We start from the raw sequence: 15,719 nt of genomic DNA, 5'->3' as shown, positions 1-15,719 counted from the left end.
AAGGCGGCGCCGTCGCCGGCGCCGCCTTCTCAGACTGGCTTGAGGATCAGAGCTGGTTGGTCGCCTTGAGCTTGGCGATCAGATCCTCGTTCAGGGCACTTTCGAACAGCGTCTGAACGAGGGCGTAAGCACCCGTCGCCTTGCCAACCTTCGCCGGATCGTATCCCTGCCCCTGAATGATGGTCCAGTAGGTCCGCATCACCTTCTCCAGGTTGGCGTGGATGAAGGCCTCGGGATTGGTCTTCCAGACCAGCTCGCCATCCTTGAATTCCATCAGGGCCGACAGCGCGAACACGATCGGATAGATGAAGCCATCCGGATAGTCGTACTCGACCTCCTTCTGATAGAACTTGGTCGAGCTGGGCTTGGCGAGGTACTTCTTCTTGTTCTCCCGGTGCTTTTCCGCGCCGTTCCAGAGGCGGACGCAGCTCATGCCGCCGAAGCGCGAGCTGACCTTGTTGTAGGCCTCAGGAAGACGGGAATAGACGAGGTCATAGAGGCGCGGAATATCGCGCATCATCTTCAGCGCGCTCTTCACACCCGGGTGCGTGATTTCGACAATATCACCCTTGACCGACTCCGCGATGCCTTCGGCTTCCAGCAGATCATCAAACAGAGCGACACACTGGCCCTTCTGCGAGAAGATGATCGTGGGGTTCTTCCGAACGGCTGCCGTGGGAAGGTCGTCGGGCAGGACGGACAACGGGATCAACGACAGCGCGATCAGATCGCGTGCCTTGAGCCGACCGCCGGCGTTCGCCTTCCATTCGATGTCGGCTTCGATTTCGGGATCGAGGTTCGCCTTGATCTCGTCATACCCACCCCGCTTGTTGGTCTTCGTCTCCTCGGTGAGCTGGGCGTTGTTGTTGCGCGCCGCGTTGATCCGCAGGATTTTCTCTTGGAAGTATTCCTCCGCACCGTCGCCGGTGCCGGGGAAAATGACCTCGATCGGAATGCGCACGTCCGGAAGATCCTTCTTACGCTCTTCAATGACGTCGCGATGCTGATCCCACACCGCACGCAGATCGTCCCAGCGGCGGATCTTCTTGGCGATGGCCTCGCCGTCATCGAGCAGTGTGCGGACGATATAGCGCCCATTGGCGAAGGTGTTGTGGCCGCCATCCAGAATCCCCTCGAGCTGAGGGTCTTCGAAGGTGATGCGATAGCGGTCGCGCTCCAGCGCCTCGACCCGGCGTGCGCCGACGAGAACGCCCTTGGTCATGAAGTGAAAGATGTCGGCTTCGGTTTCGAGGCTTTCCTCGATGTCCTCGGTCACCGCGCTCTTCTTCGCCTGGCGCGGGTTTGCGTCCAAGTCTGCGATGGTGATGAGATCGACGAAGGCCGGGAGACCGACATTGCCCACGAGCTTGTTCAAGCCGTAGCTTTGCTGGCTCGCGTCATGGATACGAACGATAAGGGAATTGTCTTGCATTTTTCATCTCTCGTTTGGCCAACGAGAGACTGGCCAGGACGGCACAGGCACCACGGGCATGGCCCGCGGAAGTCGCTTTACCTACCAACCAGCCTCACCAGGCGGTTTCAACTGCGTCCCATCCGGGACTTGATCTCCATCCGGAGATCAGCCTTTAGCATGCACAACGGCAAGGCCGTGTCAATTAGAGCGGCATATCACTGAGATGATTGCGTTATTTGTGAGGGAAATAGTCTTCGCCGATTCGCTCCTCGATCTCTCGGCGGATAATCGTGCGACCTGATCCGGAGGCGTTGCGAAAGCGGTCCTCGGAGAAATCGGCATCCTTCGCGCGTTCGAGAATGGCGGTGAGACGATCGACGCTGGCATCGCCCTCGGTCATCACCTTTCCGGCTATATGACGAAGTACGTCGAACAGTGCCTGGACGCCTACGGTCCGGACGATGAAAGATCCCTTCGCGCGCTTTTCCCAAAACACGGCGTCACATGCGACCAGAAAATTCCGCGCAACGCGGTAGATCACGTCGTCTTGCGTGGCGGCGATATACAGCGAGCGAAGCGGTGATTTGTCGCGGCCGATCTCCAACAAACTGCGGTTTGGCCGAGAACCTGCCGCCATAGTGTTGCTGTCGCGCTTCGGGTTGGCTGAGAACAGTTTCAGCAAACCTTCGACGACAATTGCAGTCGAGACGCGCCAGTCGCCCTCTTCCGCAAGATTGCGCAATTCACGATCCTTTTCGGGCGCGATGAGAATGCGACCGCGCAGTGGCGATTCTGCATCCGTCCCGAGGAGACGTGTCATGTAGACCGCCAGCTTGTCGGGGGTCCACGCATCGCGGGGCTCTTCTTCTACGTTGTAGCCGAACAGTTCGTAGGTCAGGCTCTTGTCGACACGCTTCTGCGTCGAATTGACGGTGGCGAAGAGGCTGGCCTGATAAGGCTTTGGCAGGTCCATGTAGATCGAACACAGCAGGTCCATGCTGAGCGGATCGGACGTTTCATTCGAGACCCTGGCAAAGGCGAACAGGCGGTGCTGGCCGTCGATTACCGCGGCAAGCTTGCTGCGGGTCGGGATAGTCAGATCGTAACATCCATCGTCACGCTCGACGATCGTCCAGCGCCGGCTAGGCGGCGATGCTTCGGAAGTGTCGCCATTGTCATCATCGAGCTCCTCGTCCTCCTCAATCCGGCCGTCTTCTTGACGATAATTGGCGGCCAAGATGATGGAATTGGGGATGGCGGCATCACCGCGTTTCAAGAAGGCGGCGATCTCGTCGAGGCGTTTGTCCTGGCGGAAGCGTTGTGTCCCATCGATGTCGTAGCCTCGCCCATCGCTGCGCGCGTGAGCGCTGGTGAGGTCGGTGAACGCGACGTCGAGCAAGGCGCGAGCGGGCAGAACGGCGACAAAATAGACGCCAAGCGGCTGCACGACCCTGAGCGCGCGTGTGACCAGGAAAGGTTCTGAGTTGGGTTGAGCGTTCATAGTTTCACCGCCCCCATCGCTGTTTCGACAGGTGCATCGCCAGTGGGAAAGTCGGCAATGCGTTCGCTCTCAGGAGGTAGCGGACCGCCCGTTGCATTTGCTGGATCGACATCCTTGAGGCCTTCATCGAGCGCGTTTGCGGTCCACCAAAACAGAATCGCCGCTGAAATCCCGATCCCGGCGAGGCGGAAGGACAGGCTCTCACCTATGTTCGTTGCGGCCAGAATGCACACGGCTGCCATTATGAAGAAAACGGTGCTGACCAATTGCCCAAAGGATCGCATGTACGTTTGCGCGTCCTTGTTGAGCATGATCTGCATGGCAGTTGCGCCGATGATGGCCGGGTAGAAGGTGTGCATGGCAAGCAGGACGTTGCCGTTCCCTTCCTCGGCACCGAGCAGAAAGCGTCGAAGCACCTCTGTCCAAACACCAATGGCGCCATAGAAACACACGCCAATCAGCAAATGCGTCCAATAGGTGAAGTTCAGCAACGGCGTCGTGAGCCGATTCCACAGGTCGGCACCGAGCGCCGAAAAGCTGTTGGGAGCAATTGATTGCAATCGCCTACGCGCCGCCCGTCTTTGCATCCGGGTTAGCAGAAATCGCCATGGTGCGGAGATGAAACGCCAAATCGTCCGAATCATATATGCTGCCCCCAGACACCTCTTCTATTGAGTTCTTTGCCTGCCTTCAGTCAATTGAGGGCTGTGCCGATCAGGCGCTTGATCTGGCTGCATGACGGCGCAGCAGATAGACGCTCACAGCCGACGAGACGGTAACCACGAGTTCGGCGTCTTCGAAAGTGGGGTCGCGGCCTTCCTGGATATGGCGGCCCTGTTGAGATGCGAAGCCCCAAAGCTGGTGGAGCGCGCCGTCCAGTGGCGCGGGAACACCTAACCGCCCGATGATCTTGCCAAGCGTGTCCGAGCTGTTGTCGATTTCCCGCGCGACGCATTCGAGCGCGGCCATGGCGTGTTGGATCGCACCGGTGACATCCGCAGCAGGTCTGCGGGAAATGTCCTTGAGCGCTTCATGGACCTCGTTTGCCGCCGTTGGTTTCCCCGACTCCTGCATGATCGAGACCGCATCACGCGTCGCTAGGGCAAAGGCCTCCGATCCGCGAACGACTATGCGGCCATTGTCCATCTGCCAGCCTACGCCGAGTTCGCGGAATAGCTGGGTTAGGCGTCGAGCATAGTCCCCCTGCCGCGTGCCGGTGTAATCGTCCCGCCCGATCTCGGCGTAGATGCGCTCTGCGATGTCGTAAATCTTGTACCAAGGTGCATCGTCGAAGAGTCCGTTGACTTCGCGTTCGATATTGCCTGGCGACCAGTTGTTTTGATCTGGCCGTTTCAGCAAGACCTCGCAAACAAGGTCGCGCATGGTGCCGGGGCCAAGGCCTTCAGCGTAGCCAAGCATCAACACTGCTGCGCGCACCTCCTCGGGGGCGTCCTCGCGAATCGTGATTTCCGCTTCGCTCCCTTGGAAGCCGTGGCGTTCGGAAAATGTGCCTGATCCGTTCATGCGACGGCGTTAGCACAGCGGCGCGACCTGCGATACAAATCCTTGGTCATTGCTTATAAATACCGAGGAATTATATCATCAGCATGGAAACGGCGAGTCACAAGGAACGAGCGCTCGAAGTCGCCCGCCAGTGTGGGATCGCACGCGGCCGCGATTTCGATGCGGTGGGGGTCACGCGAGCGACGATCCAGCGTCTGCGCGACGAAGGCATCCTGCAGCAAGTGGGGCGCGGACTCTACAAGCTCGCGGATGCACCTACGGATGCCGGCACGAGCCTCGCGGAAGCTGTCCGCATTCAGCCGCGCGGCGTCATCTGCCTGCTCTCGGCACTGCAATTCCACGAGCTGACCACGCAAACACCACACGCGGTTTGGATGCTGCTGGGACAAAAGGATTGGGCGCCGGTCAATCCTTCGATCGCGCTCAAGATTGTGCGCGCGAGCGGCGAAGCGCTCACAGCCGGAATCGAAGCGCACAGCATCGACGGCGTGTCGGTACGTATCACCGATCCGGCGAAAACGGTCGCCGACTGCTTCAAGCATCGCAACAAGATCGGGATCGATGTCGCGATCGAGGCGCTGCGCGATTTCGTGAAGACGCGCCCGCGACCAGACCTAACTCGGATATATCGCTATGCCGAGATCGATCGGGTGCAGTCGGTGATACGCCCCTATCTGGAAGCAATGGCGTGAGCCGTGCGCCGAAGAACATTGCGATTTCGGTGCGCGACCGCCTCGTTTCCCGCGCGCGCGACCGGCGTGAGAACGCGCAGCTACTGATGACACGCTATGTGATCGAGCGGCTACTCTACCGGCTTGGCCGTTCGCCGCATCGCAATCGCTTCATCCTCAAGGGCGCGATGTTGTTCAGCCTGTGGGCGGATGCGCCTTACCGGGCGACCGGCGACCTCGACTTGCTCGGGGCCGGCGAAAACGCTCCTGAAAAGCTGATTTCCGTATTTCAGGAAATCCTAGCCATGGATGTCGAGGATGACGGCATCCTGATTCGGCCGGAGACCCTTAGAGCCGAGGCCGCGCGAGCCGAAGACGAATATGCGGGCGTGCGGATCGATTTTCTCGCCGAACTCGCCGGCGCTCGCCTGCCGATGCATGTCGACATTGGATACGGCGATGCGGTGACGCCGGCACCAGTCGCGATAGAATATCCTTCACTGCTCGATCAGCCGATGGCGCAGCTACTCGCCTATCCGCCCGAGACGGTGGTCGCCGAGAAATTTCAGGCGATGGTGGCGCTCGATATGATCAACACGCGCCTCAAAGACTTCTACGACCTTTGGGCGATCGCCGGCACCTTCACCTTCGACGGGGCGACTTTGGCGCGTGCGATCGCAGCTACGTTCGAGCGGCGCCAGACCGCTCTGCCAGGAGTAACACCCGCGGCGCTGACGGTGGCCTATGCCGCAGAGAAGCAAGCTCAGTGGGCGGCGTTCCTCAATCGCACGGAAATCGCGCTCGCACCCGAGCCGTTTCCGGACATCCAGGCCCAAATCGAACGGTTCGTCATGCCGCCGGTGGCAGCCATCGTCCAAGACACGGCTTTCACCGCACGCTGGCTTCCCGGCGGACCATGGGAACGCTGACATGGCCGGCGCGACATGCATCAAAGCCGCATCATTGGCCGATGACCATTGTCTCCAGATTCAGACCGCTTGTCTCCAGCCAGCGGAGGGCACTGTCTCCAGTATCGGGGCTTAGGCGGAATGGCAGAAAAGCACTCACGCTAGGGTCTGGATCGGACCGATCTACGCCACTCTACGCCAGAATAGGCCGTTTCTTGGGGATTTTCTGGAGACATTGTGGAGACAGCAGCAATTCCATGGCCCGTGTCTCCAACAAAAAAGCGGCCCGAAGGCCGCTAAAATACTGATTTTTCTTTGAAATTCTGGAGCGGGCGAAGGGATTCGAACCCTCGACCCCAACCTTGGCAAGGTTGTGCTCTACCCCTGAGCTACGCCCGCTCTGGCGGCTGGAAACCGGTCGGTTCCAGCGGGTGAGGCGGGCGATTAGCACCGGCTTTTGGACTCGGCAAGCCCTGTTTGCGCATTTTCTCCGAAGGGTTGGCATATCGCCCCAAATTCCCACATAAGCGGGGCAAGCGTCCTTGCCGCATCGGCGGGAAGGACGGGAAATCAGGAACAGGAGCATCTTTCGTGGCCACTCTCGGTCTGAATCCGCAGGAAAAGGAAGCCGTCGAAGCATTCCGCCGCGATGTCGTCGAGCCGTCGATGACCAGCCTCGTCATCCTCGATTTCTGGGCCGAATGGTGCGGACCGTGCAAGCAATTGGGTCCGGTGCTCGAAAAGGTCGCCGAGGATTATGCCGACAAGGGGGTCGTGCTGGTCAAGGTCGATGTCGATGCGAATCGCTTCATCGCCGGGCAGTTCCAGGTCCAGTCGATTCCCACCGTCTATGCGATCTTCCAGGGGCAACCGGTCGCCAACCTGACCAATGCGCGCACCGAAAGCCAGCTGAAGGCGATTCTCGACCAGCTGCTCGCGCAATTGCCGATCGAGAGCGAGGCCAGCGCGCGCGCGATCGAGATCGCGCCGCTGATCGAGATGGGCGAGGCCGTGCTGGCCGAAGGCGATGGCGCGCGTGCGGCGAGCATCTTTGCGCAGATTCTCGAAATGGCGCCGGACAATGCTGCGGCGCACGGCGGACTGGTTCGCGCGCTGGTGCTGGCCGGGGATATCGACGGCGCACAGGCCGCGCTGGCCATGATCCCCGCCGAAATCGCCGAAGACCCCGCGATTGCGCAGGCGCGAAGCGCGCTGGCGCTGGCCGCCGATGCCCCCGATTCGGGCGAGCTGGCCGCGTTCGAAGCCGCCGTCGCGGCGAATCCCGGCGACCATCAGGCGCGCTACGACCTCGCCAGCGCGCAGATCGGCGCGGGGCAACGCGATGCCGCCGCCGACAATCTGCTCCACATCGTTGCGACCGATCGCGAATGGAACGAAGGCGCCGCGCGCGCCAAATTGCTGTCGTTGTTCGAAGCCGTCGGCCTTGAAGACGCGTGGGTCGCGGCACAGCGCCGCCGCCTGTCGCTGATCCTGTTCGGTTAGCGAGACCGATGGGCGAAACCGCGCCTTTGACTGTCCAGCGGATCGCGATTTTCCCGCTTACCGGCGCGGTGCTGTTCCCCGGGCTGCACCTGCCGCTCCATATCTTCGAGCCGCGCTATTCGGCGATGGTGCAGGAGGTGCTGGCGCGCGATCGCCAGATCGGCATGATCCAGCCGCGCCAGCTTCCGGGCGAAGAGGATCGCGAACCGCCGGCGCTCTATGATGTCGGTTGTGTCGGGCGCATCATCGATGTCGAGGCGCTCGACGAAGGCCGCTTCAACCTCGTCCTCGAAGGTGTTGCGCGCTTTCGTGTGCGCCGCGAGCTCGATGTCACGACGCCCTTCCGGCAGGTCGAGGCCGAAATCGAAGTCGAAAGCGACGAACGGGCCGTGCTTGCGAGCATCGAGCGGGCCAGCCTCGAGCGCGAAGCGAAGCGCTTCGCGGCGCGGCAGGGCTATGTCGTTGACTGGGATTCGGTCGGCCAGCTCGACGATGCGACGCTCGTCAACGGCATCGCGCAGGTCGCGCCGTTCGACGCCGCCGCGAAGCAGGCGCTGCTCGAAGCATCGCCGATCGATATGCGCGCCGAGCTGGTCGTCCAGATGATGCAGTTTTTCGGCCGTTTCGACAGCGACGACGGACGCGCGACGCTGCAATAGGGCTCAGTTCGGCTTCGCCGTTCCGGTGTGGCGAACCATGTCGGCGATCGCGCGGCGGACGACATGCCGGTCGCTCTCGCGCAATCGCTCGACCGCGTCGATCCTCATCAGCTGGCCCCGCACCAACGCCTGCTCGGCTGCAACACGTGCTTCGACGCGGCTGTCGTCGCGCGATGCGCGCGCCAGCCCGGCGCGCCGCCGCGCCGCCCAGTCTCCTACCAGCCGGTCGGCGACGAGATCGGCAAGCCCGTCGGCCGCCCCCCGTTCGGTCGCTTCCTCGGCGGTCTGGTCGACCAGCCACATGTCGTCGCCGTCGTCCTGCAAGGCGTCGAGCGACACCATTGCGGCGACCTGCCTGCGGCCGGCGCAGCGCTGGTCGCCGTGGAGCCGATGACGCAGCGCCTGCAATTCGGCGCGGAGCTGCCAATTGACATAGGTGGTGAAGCGCGCCCGCGCCGGGTCGTAACGCTCGGCGGCGCGGTGGAGGGCAATCGCGCAGACTTGCGCTGCATCTTCGGCGACGTCGGAGAGGCCATAGGCGCGGGTGAAATAGCGGATGCGCGGTGCCGCCAGCGCCGCCACCCGCGCGAACATGCGGTCGGCGAGCGCGCTGGTACGTCCGCCCGGGGTGCTTTCGAGCGCGGTCCGCGCCTGGATATAATCGGTTACCGCTCGTTCGAGGGCATCGCTTTTTGCCGACATGGTCCTGTCCCATCCTGCCGCGGCCCGGTGCCGCAGGATCGGGATAGGGGGACATGCTTAGCGCGGCGCTGCCGCAACCCTAGGTAATATTACCTAGGGTCAGGGACTAGACTTCGGCGCCCGCGAGCAGCCGTGGCAGGTCGCCCGCCTCGCCGCGCGCTTCGTCCATGAAGAAGCGCTTGAGCATCGGCATCCGCTGGACTGCACCGAGTCCGGTGCGGCGCACCGCGGCGGCGGTCCGCCCGGGAATGCCGAACAGGCGGGTGAGGCCGTCGGTCGCGAGACTGACCATCATATTGTCGAGCCCGCGCCAGCGCTGGTACCGTGCGAGCAGCGCGGCATCGCCGAGATCGAGCCCGAGCCGCGCGCCCTCGACGAGCACTTCGGTCAGCGCCGCGACGTCGCGCAGGCCCAGATTGAGGCCCTGCCCGGCAATCGGGTGGATGCCGTGTGCGGCATCGCCGACGAGCGCGATGCGGTTCGCGACGATCGACGCGCTGTGGTGGAAGCCGAGCGGGTAGGTCATCCGCGGCGCAACCAGTTCCATCGCACCGAGGACACCGCCCGCGCGTTTCTGCAACTCGGCGACGAAACCGCGTTCCCCGAGCTTGGCGAACCCCGGTCCGTCCTTTTCGGATACCGTCCAGACGAAGGCAGAGCGGTGCCGCCCCTGCGGATCGTCGACGAGCGGCAGCAGGGCGAATGGGCCCGACGGATAGAAGATTTCGTGCGCAACATTGCCGTGCGGCTTTTCATGCGCGACCGCGCCGATCATCGCATGATGGTGGTACGACCAGTTCGCGATGCTGAAACCCGCCGCATCGCGCGTCGGCGACCGGCGCCCCTCGGCAACGATCAGGAGCGGGGCTGCCAGCCTTGTCCCGTCGGCAAGCGTCAGCGTTACGCCATGCGCATCGATATCGCGCGACGCGACGACCGCGGGCATCGTCAGGCGAACGAGCGGCGCGTCGGCGAGCGCCGCGGCGAGCGCGAGGCGCAGTTGGCGGTTTTCGACCATCGTGCCCAGCGGCGGGTCGCCGTCGGCGGTGACGAAATCGAGTTCGCCGCCGTGCCCGCTGTCGGGGGCGCCGTCGCCGACGCGGATCGCGCGGATCGGGCAGCCATGGCCGGCGAGGCGATCGGCGATGCCCAGCACGTCGAACATCTGCCAGGTCGCGCTCGCGATCGCCGATGCGCGGCCGTCGAAGCCCGGCGCGATTGTCGTAACCGGGTCGGCGGGGTCGACGACCTGTACCGACAGTCCGTGGTGGGCGAGGGCAAGGGCGAGCGTCTGGCCGACGAGGCCGCCACCCGAAATCAGGACATCGCTGCGCAGCGTTTCGCTCATGCTGATGCCCTAGCGTGCGGCAGGACGGTTGGAAAGGCCGTGGTCAGGTACAGGGCTCGCTTGACGGCGACTCCGCCCCATGCGCATATCGCCGTGGTTAACTGACAGGGACCCGAAAAGAGCATGGCAAGCCGCAAGGCCGCACCCGGAAAGGCCGATTGGCGCACCGTTTTCCGCCAGAGCATCGCGCGATCGCTGGTGATCGCGGCGGCGGCTTTGCTCGGACTCTTCACGCTGTTCCTGACGCTCGCGTTCCTCACCTATGACGCGACCGATTCCGCCTTCAACACCGCAGCGGGCGGGAGCCCGACCAATTTGATGGGCAGTGCCGGTGCGCGTTTTGCCGACATGGGGCTGTTCGTCGGCGGCGCGCCGATCGTCCTCATCGTCCCGCTGCTCGGCATCTTTGCCTGGCGGCTGTGGACGGCGGCGCCGCAGCCCTATTGGCTGCGCCAGCTGATCTATGCCTTTATCGGCATCCTGCTCGTCGGGCTGGGTGCGCAGCTGCTGATGCAGGACAGCAATGCCCAGTTGCCGGCCGGATGGGGCGGTATCATCGCGTTGATCGTCGGCGGTGTCATCGACCCGCCGCTGACGCGCATCGGCGATCCGGCGGCTGCGCTGATCCGCATCGCCGCGATCCTGCTGCTCGCCGGGATCGGGCTCTGGCTCGCCTATCGCGCGCTGCGGCTCGAAAAAGGCTGGACCGCGCGCCTCAAGCTGCCATCGGCCGAAGGCGCGAACCGCGTCGTCGAGCCCGCACGGCCGGCAACCGAGGAGCCCAAGGCGCCGAACCTGATGGAGCGCGTCGTGCGGCCGCGCGCGGTAGCCGAGCCGAGCGACCGCGCCCCGCCCGAAATCGCCGATCCCGCCGAGCGCACCGCGCCGTCGAAGCCCAAAGCCAAGCCGCAGACCGAGCTGTTCACCAATTACCAGCTGCCGTCGATCGACCTTCTCGCGCCGCCGCCGCCGGGGCCGACCGGACAGATCGACAAGGCGGGCCTCGAACGCAACGCGCGCCTTCTCGAATCGGTGCTCGAGGATTTCCAGGTCAAAGGCGTCGTCACCGCGGTTCGCCCCGGCCCGGTCGTCACGATGTACGAACTCGAGCCGGCGCCGGGAACCAAGGCGAGCCGCGTGTCGAACCTTGCCGACGATATCGCGCGCAACATGTCGGCGCTGTCGGCACGTATCGCGCCGATCCCCGGGCGCACCGTGATCGGCATCGAGCTGCCCAATGCGCACCGCGAGTCGGTCGTGCTGCACGAGATTATCGGCAGCGCACTGTTCCAGGACCAGACCGGCGCGCTCCCGATCATCCTCGGCAAGAATATCAGCGGCGATGCGGTGATCGCCGACCTCGCCCCGATGCCCCACCTCTTGATCGCGGGTACGACGGGTTCGGGTAAGTCGGTCGGTTTGAACGCGATGATCCTGTCGCTGCTCTATCGCCTCGGTCCCGATCAGGTGAAGATGATCATGATCGATCCGAAGATGCTGGAACTCAGCGTCTATGACGACATCCCGCACCTGCTCGCCCCCGTCGTGACCGAGCCCAAGAAGGCGATCCGCGCCCTCAAGTGGGCGGTCGAGCAGATGGAAGACCGCTACCGGATGATGTCGTCGCTGTCGGTGCGCAACCTGGCATCCTATAACGACAAGGTCCGCGGCGCGCTTGCCAAGGGCAAATCGCTCGGCCGCCGCGTCCAGACGGGGTATGACCCCGACACCGGCCAGCCGGTCTATGAGGAAGAGACGCTCGACTATGCGCCGCTGCCGCAGATCGTGGTGGTGGTCGATGAGCTCGCCGACCTGATGATGACCGCGGGCAAGGAAGTCGAATTCCTCATTCAGCGGCTCGCGCAAAAGGCGCGCGCGGCGGGCATCCACCTGATCCTTGCGACGCAGCGCCCGTCGGTCGACGTCATCACCGGCGTCATCAAGGCGAACCTTCCGACGCGCATCAGCTTCAACGTCACATCGAAGATCGACAGCCGGACGATCCTTGGCGAGGCTGGCGCCGAGCAACTGCTCGGCAAGGGCGATATGCTCTATGTACCCGGCGGCAAGCAGATCACACGTATCCACGGCCCGTTCGTGTCCGACGACGAGGTGCGCGCGGTCGCCGATCACTGGAAGGGACAGGGTCGCCCCGACTATATCGAAAGCGTCACCGAAGACCCCGAGGATGGCGGCTTCGCGATGGAAGGCGCCCCGGCGGGCGGTGACAGCGCCGAGGACCGGATGTACGCCAAAGCCTGCCAGATCGTCGTCGAAAGCCAGAAGGCATCGACCAGCTGGCTCCAGCGCCAGCTTCGTATCGGTTACAACAGCGCGGCGCGCCTGATCGAACGGATGGAAGATGAAGGGCTGGTCAGCCCGCCCAACCATGTCGGCCGCCGCGACGTGCTCACCGACCAATATGGCCAGCAGCGCTGACAAGGAACCTTTCCCGCCCTTGCGGCTTGAACAGCATCTAACCGCCGGGTTCAGCGCGGGTTCAATGCCTGCCTGCAACAAACGGGGCCGATCAATCAAAAGAATGAGAGCCAGATGACCCTGAAGACACAAATCACGCGCCTTGCCGCCTGGACGCTCGCTCCGGTGGCGGCTGCCGGCCTCGCGTTCGGCGCGCCCGCGATCGCCCAGTCGTCGAGCACGCTCGCATCGGTGCAGTCGCATCTGAAATCGACCAGTTCGATGACCGCGAATTTCGTGCAGACCGACCGCAATGGCCAGCGGCTCAATGGCCAGCTGACCCTGAAACGCCCCGGCAAGATCCGCTTTCAGTATCAGAAGGGCGTGCCGCTGCTGATCGTCGGAGACGGCAGCTCGCTGACGATGATCGATTATGAAGTGAAGCAGGTCCAGCGCTGGCCGGTGAAAAATTCGCCCCTCGGTGCACTGCTGGACCCCGATCGCGACCTGTCGAAATATGCGAAGGTCCTGCCTACCGGAAACGACGATGTGCTGAGCGTCGAGGTGAAGGACCCCAAGCGTCCCGAATATGGGACGATCACCATGGTGTTCGTCCGCGATGGGGCGGCGCCGGGCGGGCTGCGCCTGCGCGGCTGGGTCGCGCTCGATTCGCAGAACAACCGCACGCGCATCGACCTCAGCAACCAGAAGTTCAACGTCGCGGTGGCCGATTCGGCGTTCAAATGGACCGATCCGCGTCCGAAGCAGCGCGGCCGCGCCGGCTGACGCCGCCGCCCGTTGCGGCCCGAACAACGCGCCGAATTCCCGGAAGGGGGTTCGGCGCTTTTTTTCCAGACCAACGGACGTCTCGCATCGACGAACTGCCAGAACAGCGCCATTGCGCGCATTCCGTTCAGCTTGGCGACAGGGAAGAGCGTCTATTTCAACTCTCGAAGGCGCCGACACGGCCCCGGGATTTGGGTTTCCCCCTGTTGCCCCAACCGGACAGCCAGGCACCTTCATTCAAGAGCGTGACGAACGCTGACCTTGAACCCCCGTTCCACCGCCCCTGGGACGGGGGTTTAATTTGTCCGGTTGCGGCCGGGGCAGGGCGCACATCGCCGCAAAGATTCGCTGTCGCAACGTTGCGCGCCTTCACGTGCGCCGATAGAGCCACCCCATGACTCGCACCAGCATTGCATCGTGGAACATCAACAGCGTCCGCGCCCGCATCGGCATCGTCGAAAAATTCCTGCGCGAAGAAGCTCCCGACATCCTGTGCCTTCAGGAAACGAAAGTTGAATGCGGGCTGTTCCCCGCCGACATGTTCAAGGGGCTCGGTTATGTCCATATCGCGACGCACGGCCAGCGCATGCACCATGGCGTCGCGATCATCAGCAAGCAGCCGCTCGCCGACATCCGCAAATATGACTGGCAGGCGAATGGCGAAGCGCGCCATGTCGGCGTGACCTTGCCGTCGGGCGTGCGGCTCGACAATGTCTATATCCCGGCCGGCGGCGACATCCCCGACCGCGATCTCAATCCTAAATTCGGACAGAAGCTCGATTTCTTCGCACGCATGACCGAATGGTCGGGCGCGCTTGCCGATACACCGACCGTGCTGACCGGCGACTTCAACGTCGCGCCGCTCGAAAGCGATGTCTGGAATCACAAGGCGCTGCTCGATGTCGTCAGCCATACCCCGATCGAGGTCGAAACGCTCGGCAGGTTGCAGGCGGCGTCGAACTGGGTCGATCTCGGCCGCCATTTCATCGCGGCGCCGGCGCCGCTCTATACCTGGTGGAGTTACCGCGCAAAGGATTGGGAGGCGTCGAACCGCGGCCGCCGGCTCGATCATATGTGGATCACGCCCGACCTGATGCCCAAGGCCCTGTCGCACCGCATCGTTCAGCCGGCGCGCAGCTGGGAGCGGCCGTCGGATCATATTCCGCTGATCACCGAGTTCGACTTTTGACCCATTTTGGTGCCCGGCAGGCAGCGCGTGCGATCGATGCGCTTCGCCGCGGCTGGCCGTTCCGTGTCGAGGGCAAGGACGGGGCACTCGACCTGATCGCGGTCGAAAGCGCGCGCGACGAGACGCTGGCCGAATTCGCCAGCCGCGATGTCCTGCTGTCGGGCGAGCGCGCGGTTACGCTCAAGCTGACGAACCAGCGTGTCGCGGCAACGCCCGGCCCGGTCCGGCTTGCGAATGCCGCCGACACCGTGGCGGCCGCGCTTGCGATCGCAGATCCGGCGCTCGATCTCGCTCACCCGCTCAAGGGGCCGTTCCGCACGATCGCGACCGGCGGGGAAAGCGCGGCCGCCGCAGCGATGACGATGGCGCGCCATGCCGGCCTGCTTCCGGCCTTCTTTGTCCGTGAAGCCCTGGGCGATGCAGAAACCGGCTGCACCGTCGGCGACGTCGCGGCGCTGCTCGATCCCGGACGGCTCGAAGTTGCGGCGCGTGCGCGGCTTCCGGTCGAAGCGAGCGAAAGTGCCGAGATCATCGCCTTCCGTTCCCCTGAAGAAGCCTCGGACCATGTCGCGCTGGTTATCGGCAAGCGCGACGGCAATCCGCCGGTCGTGCGGCTGCACAGCGAATGCCTGACCGGCGACGTGCTCGGCAGCCTCAAATGCGATTGCGGGCCGCAGCTTCATGCGGCGCTCCACGCGATGGCCGATGCGCCATGGGGGGTGTTGCTGTATTTGCGGCAGGAAGGGCGTGGCATCGGCCTCGTCAACAAGCTGCGCGCCTATGCGTTGCAGGATCAGGGTTATGACACGGTCGACGCCAACCTGCGCCTCGGCTTTCCGGTCGAGGCGCGCGATTTCGCTATTGCCGGGCGGATGCTCGAATTGCTGAGCATTTCTCGCATCCGCTTGATGACGAACAACCCCGAAAAGGTTGCGCGGCTCGAGAAGGAGGGCGTCGAGGTGGTCGAGCGCTTGCCGCTCGCGTTGCCGACGAACAAATATAACGAGCAATATCTCGCGACAAAGCGCGACCGGACAGGGCACCAGCTTTAATTTGTCTGTTTCCGCATAGCGGAAACAGAGCGGCACCGGCCCGC

Annotated in this window: 14 protein-coding genes and 1 tRNA gene; 8 read left to right on the top strand and 7 right to left on the bottom strand. The window is 63.5% G+C overall.

From position 1 onward, the window contains the following. Positions 1 to 46 precede the first annotated feature (46 nt). The 4 genes from VGU00_RS05210 to VGU00_RS05195 form a co-directional block, all read right to left on the bottom strand. Positions 47 to 1,432 (bottom strand): hypothetical protein, encoded by a 1,386-nt coding sequence (locus tag VGU00_RS05210; protein ID WP_327466205.1) that lies wholly within the window; start codon positions 1,430 to 1,432, stop codon positions 47 to 49. 214 nt (positions 1,433 to 1,646) lie between these two features. Further along, positions 1,647 to 2,915 carry a DGQHR domain-containing protein gene (locus VGU00_RS05205; protein WP_327466203.1) on the bottom strand — a complete coding sequence of 423 codons (1,269 nt, stop codon included), beginning with the start codon at positions 2,913 to 2,915 and terminating at the stop codon, positions 1,647 to 1,649. Then, positions 2,912 to 3,559, bottom strand: a complete 648-nt coding sequence (locus VGU00_RS05200) for a hypothetical protein (RefSeq protein WP_327466202.1) — start codon at positions 3,557 to 3,559, stop codon at positions 2,912 to 2,914. The genes VGU00_RS05205 and VGU00_RS05200 overlap by 4 nt, the downstream gene beginning before the upstream one ends. 70 nt (positions 3,560 to 3,629) lie before the next feature. Next, positions 3,630 to 4,439: an AbiJ-NTD4 domain-containing protein gene (locus VGU00_RS05195; protein ID WP_327466200.1), complete on the bottom strand. Its 810-nt coding sequence runs from the start codon at positions 4,437 to 4,439 to the stop codon at positions 3,630 to 3,632. An 83-nt stretch (positions 4,440 to 4,522) separates the two neighbouring features. On the opposite strand from VGU00_RS05195, the gene VGU00_RS05190 reads away from it, so the two are divergent. Then, on the top strand, positions 4,523 to 5,131 hold the full coding sequence (locus VGU00_RS05190) for a type IV toxin-antitoxin system AbiEi family antitoxin domain-containing protein (protein ID WP_327466198.1): 609 nt from the start codon (positions 4,523 to 4,525) through the stop codon (positions 5,129 to 5,131). Then, positions 5,128 to 6,039 (top strand): nucleotidyl transferase AbiEii/AbiGii toxin family protein, encoded by a 912-nt coding sequence (locus VGU00_RS05185; protein WP_327466195.1) that lies wholly within the window; start codon positions 5,128 to 5,130, stop codon positions 6,037 to 6,039. The genes VGU00_RS05190 and VGU00_RS05185 overlap by 4 nt, the downstream gene beginning before the upstream one ends. A 303-nt stretch (positions 6,040 to 6,342) precedes the next feature. Here the strand turns inward: VGU00_RS05185 and VGU00_RS05180 are convergent. Then, positions 6,343 to 6,417: transfer RNA gene (locus VGU00_RS05180), tRNA-Gly, on the bottom strand. A gap of 192 nt (positions 6,418 to 6,609) precedes the next feature. Between VGU00_RS05180 and VGU00_RS05175 the strand changes: the two genes are divergently transcribed. Together VGU00_RS05175 and VGU00_RS05170 are read left to right on the top strand one after the other, a co-directional pair. Beyond that, positions 6,610 to 7,521: a tetratricopeptide repeat protein gene (locus VGU00_RS05175; RefSeq protein ID WP_327466193.1), complete on the top strand. Its 912-nt coding sequence runs from the start codon at positions 6,610 to 6,612 to the stop codon at positions 7,519 to 7,521. Between the two features lie 8 nt (positions 7,522 to 7,529). Beyond that, positions 7,530 to 8,180 carry an LON peptidase substrate-binding domain-containing protein gene (locus VGU00_RS05170; RefSeq protein ID WP_327466191.1) on the top strand — a complete coding sequence of 217 codons (651 nt, stop codon included), beginning with the start codon at positions 7,530 to 7,532 and terminating at the stop codon, positions 8,178 to 8,180. A gap of 3 nt (positions 8,181 to 8,183) precedes the next feature. Here the strand turns inward: VGU00_RS05170 and VGU00_RS05165 are convergent, their stop codons facing one another. Both VGU00_RS05165 and VGU00_RS05160 read right to left on the bottom strand, forming a co-directional pair. Next, on the bottom strand, positions 8,184 to 8,882 hold the full coding sequence (locus VGU00_RS05165) for a sigma factor (RefSeq protein WP_327466189.1): 699 nt from the start codon (positions 8,880 to 8,882) through the stop codon (positions 8,184 to 8,186). A 106-nt stretch (positions 8,883 to 8,988) separates the two neighbouring features. After that, a complete protein-coding gene (locus VGU00_RS05160; protein ID WP_327466187.1) occupies positions 8,989 to 10,230 on the bottom strand; it encodes an FAD-dependent monooxygenase in 1,242 nt (413 codons plus the stop codon). A 123-nt stretch (positions 10,231 to 10,353) separates the two neighbouring features. Between VGU00_RS05160 and VGU00_RS05155 the strand changes: the two genes are divergently transcribed. The 4 genes from VGU00_RS05155 to ribA all read left to right on the top strand — a co-directional run bounded on the left by VGU00_RS05155 (position 10,354) and on the right by ribA (position 15,675). Next, the gene (locus VGU00_RS05155) at positions 10,354 to 12,669 is read left to right on the top strand and encodes an FtsK/SpoIIIE family DNA translocase (protein ID WP_327466185.1); all 2,316 of its coding nucleotides are present in this window, start codon (positions 10,354 to 10,356) and stop codon (positions 12,667 to 12,669) included. A 114-nt stretch (positions 12,670 to 12,783) separates the two neighbouring features. Beyond that, on the top strand, positions 12,784 to 13,434 hold the full coding sequence (locus tag VGU00_RS05150; protein WP_327466183.1) for an outer membrane lipoprotein carrier protein LolA: 651 nt from the start codon (positions 12,784 to 12,786) through the stop codon (positions 13,432 to 13,434). Between the two features lie 394 nt (positions 13,435 to 13,828). Then, positions 13,829 to 14,623: an exodeoxyribonuclease III gene (locus VGU00_RS05145; RefSeq protein WP_327466181.1), complete on the top strand. Its 795-nt coding sequence runs from the start codon at positions 13,829 to 13,831 to the stop codon at positions 14,621 to 14,623. Further along, positions 14,620 to 15,675 carry a GTP cyclohydrolase II gene (ribA, locus tag VGU00_RS05140; RefSeq protein ID WP_327466179.1) on the top strand — a complete coding sequence of 352 codons (1,056 nt, stop codon included), beginning with the start codon at positions 14,620 to 14,622 and terminating at the stop codon, positions 15,673 to 15,675. Before VGU00_RS05145 ends, ribA begins: the two co-directional genes overlap by 4 nt. Positions 15,676 to 15,719 lie beyond the last annotated feature (44 nt).

This window comes from Sphingopyxis sp., from assembly GCF_035944815.1.
Taxonomy (GTDB): Bacteria; Pseudomonadota; Alphaproteobacteria; order Sphingomonadales; family Sphingomonadaceae; genus Sphingopyxis.
The sequence above is the reverse complement of the archived record's forward strand: the minus strand, read 5'-3'. Positions and strand labels throughout refer to the sequence as shown.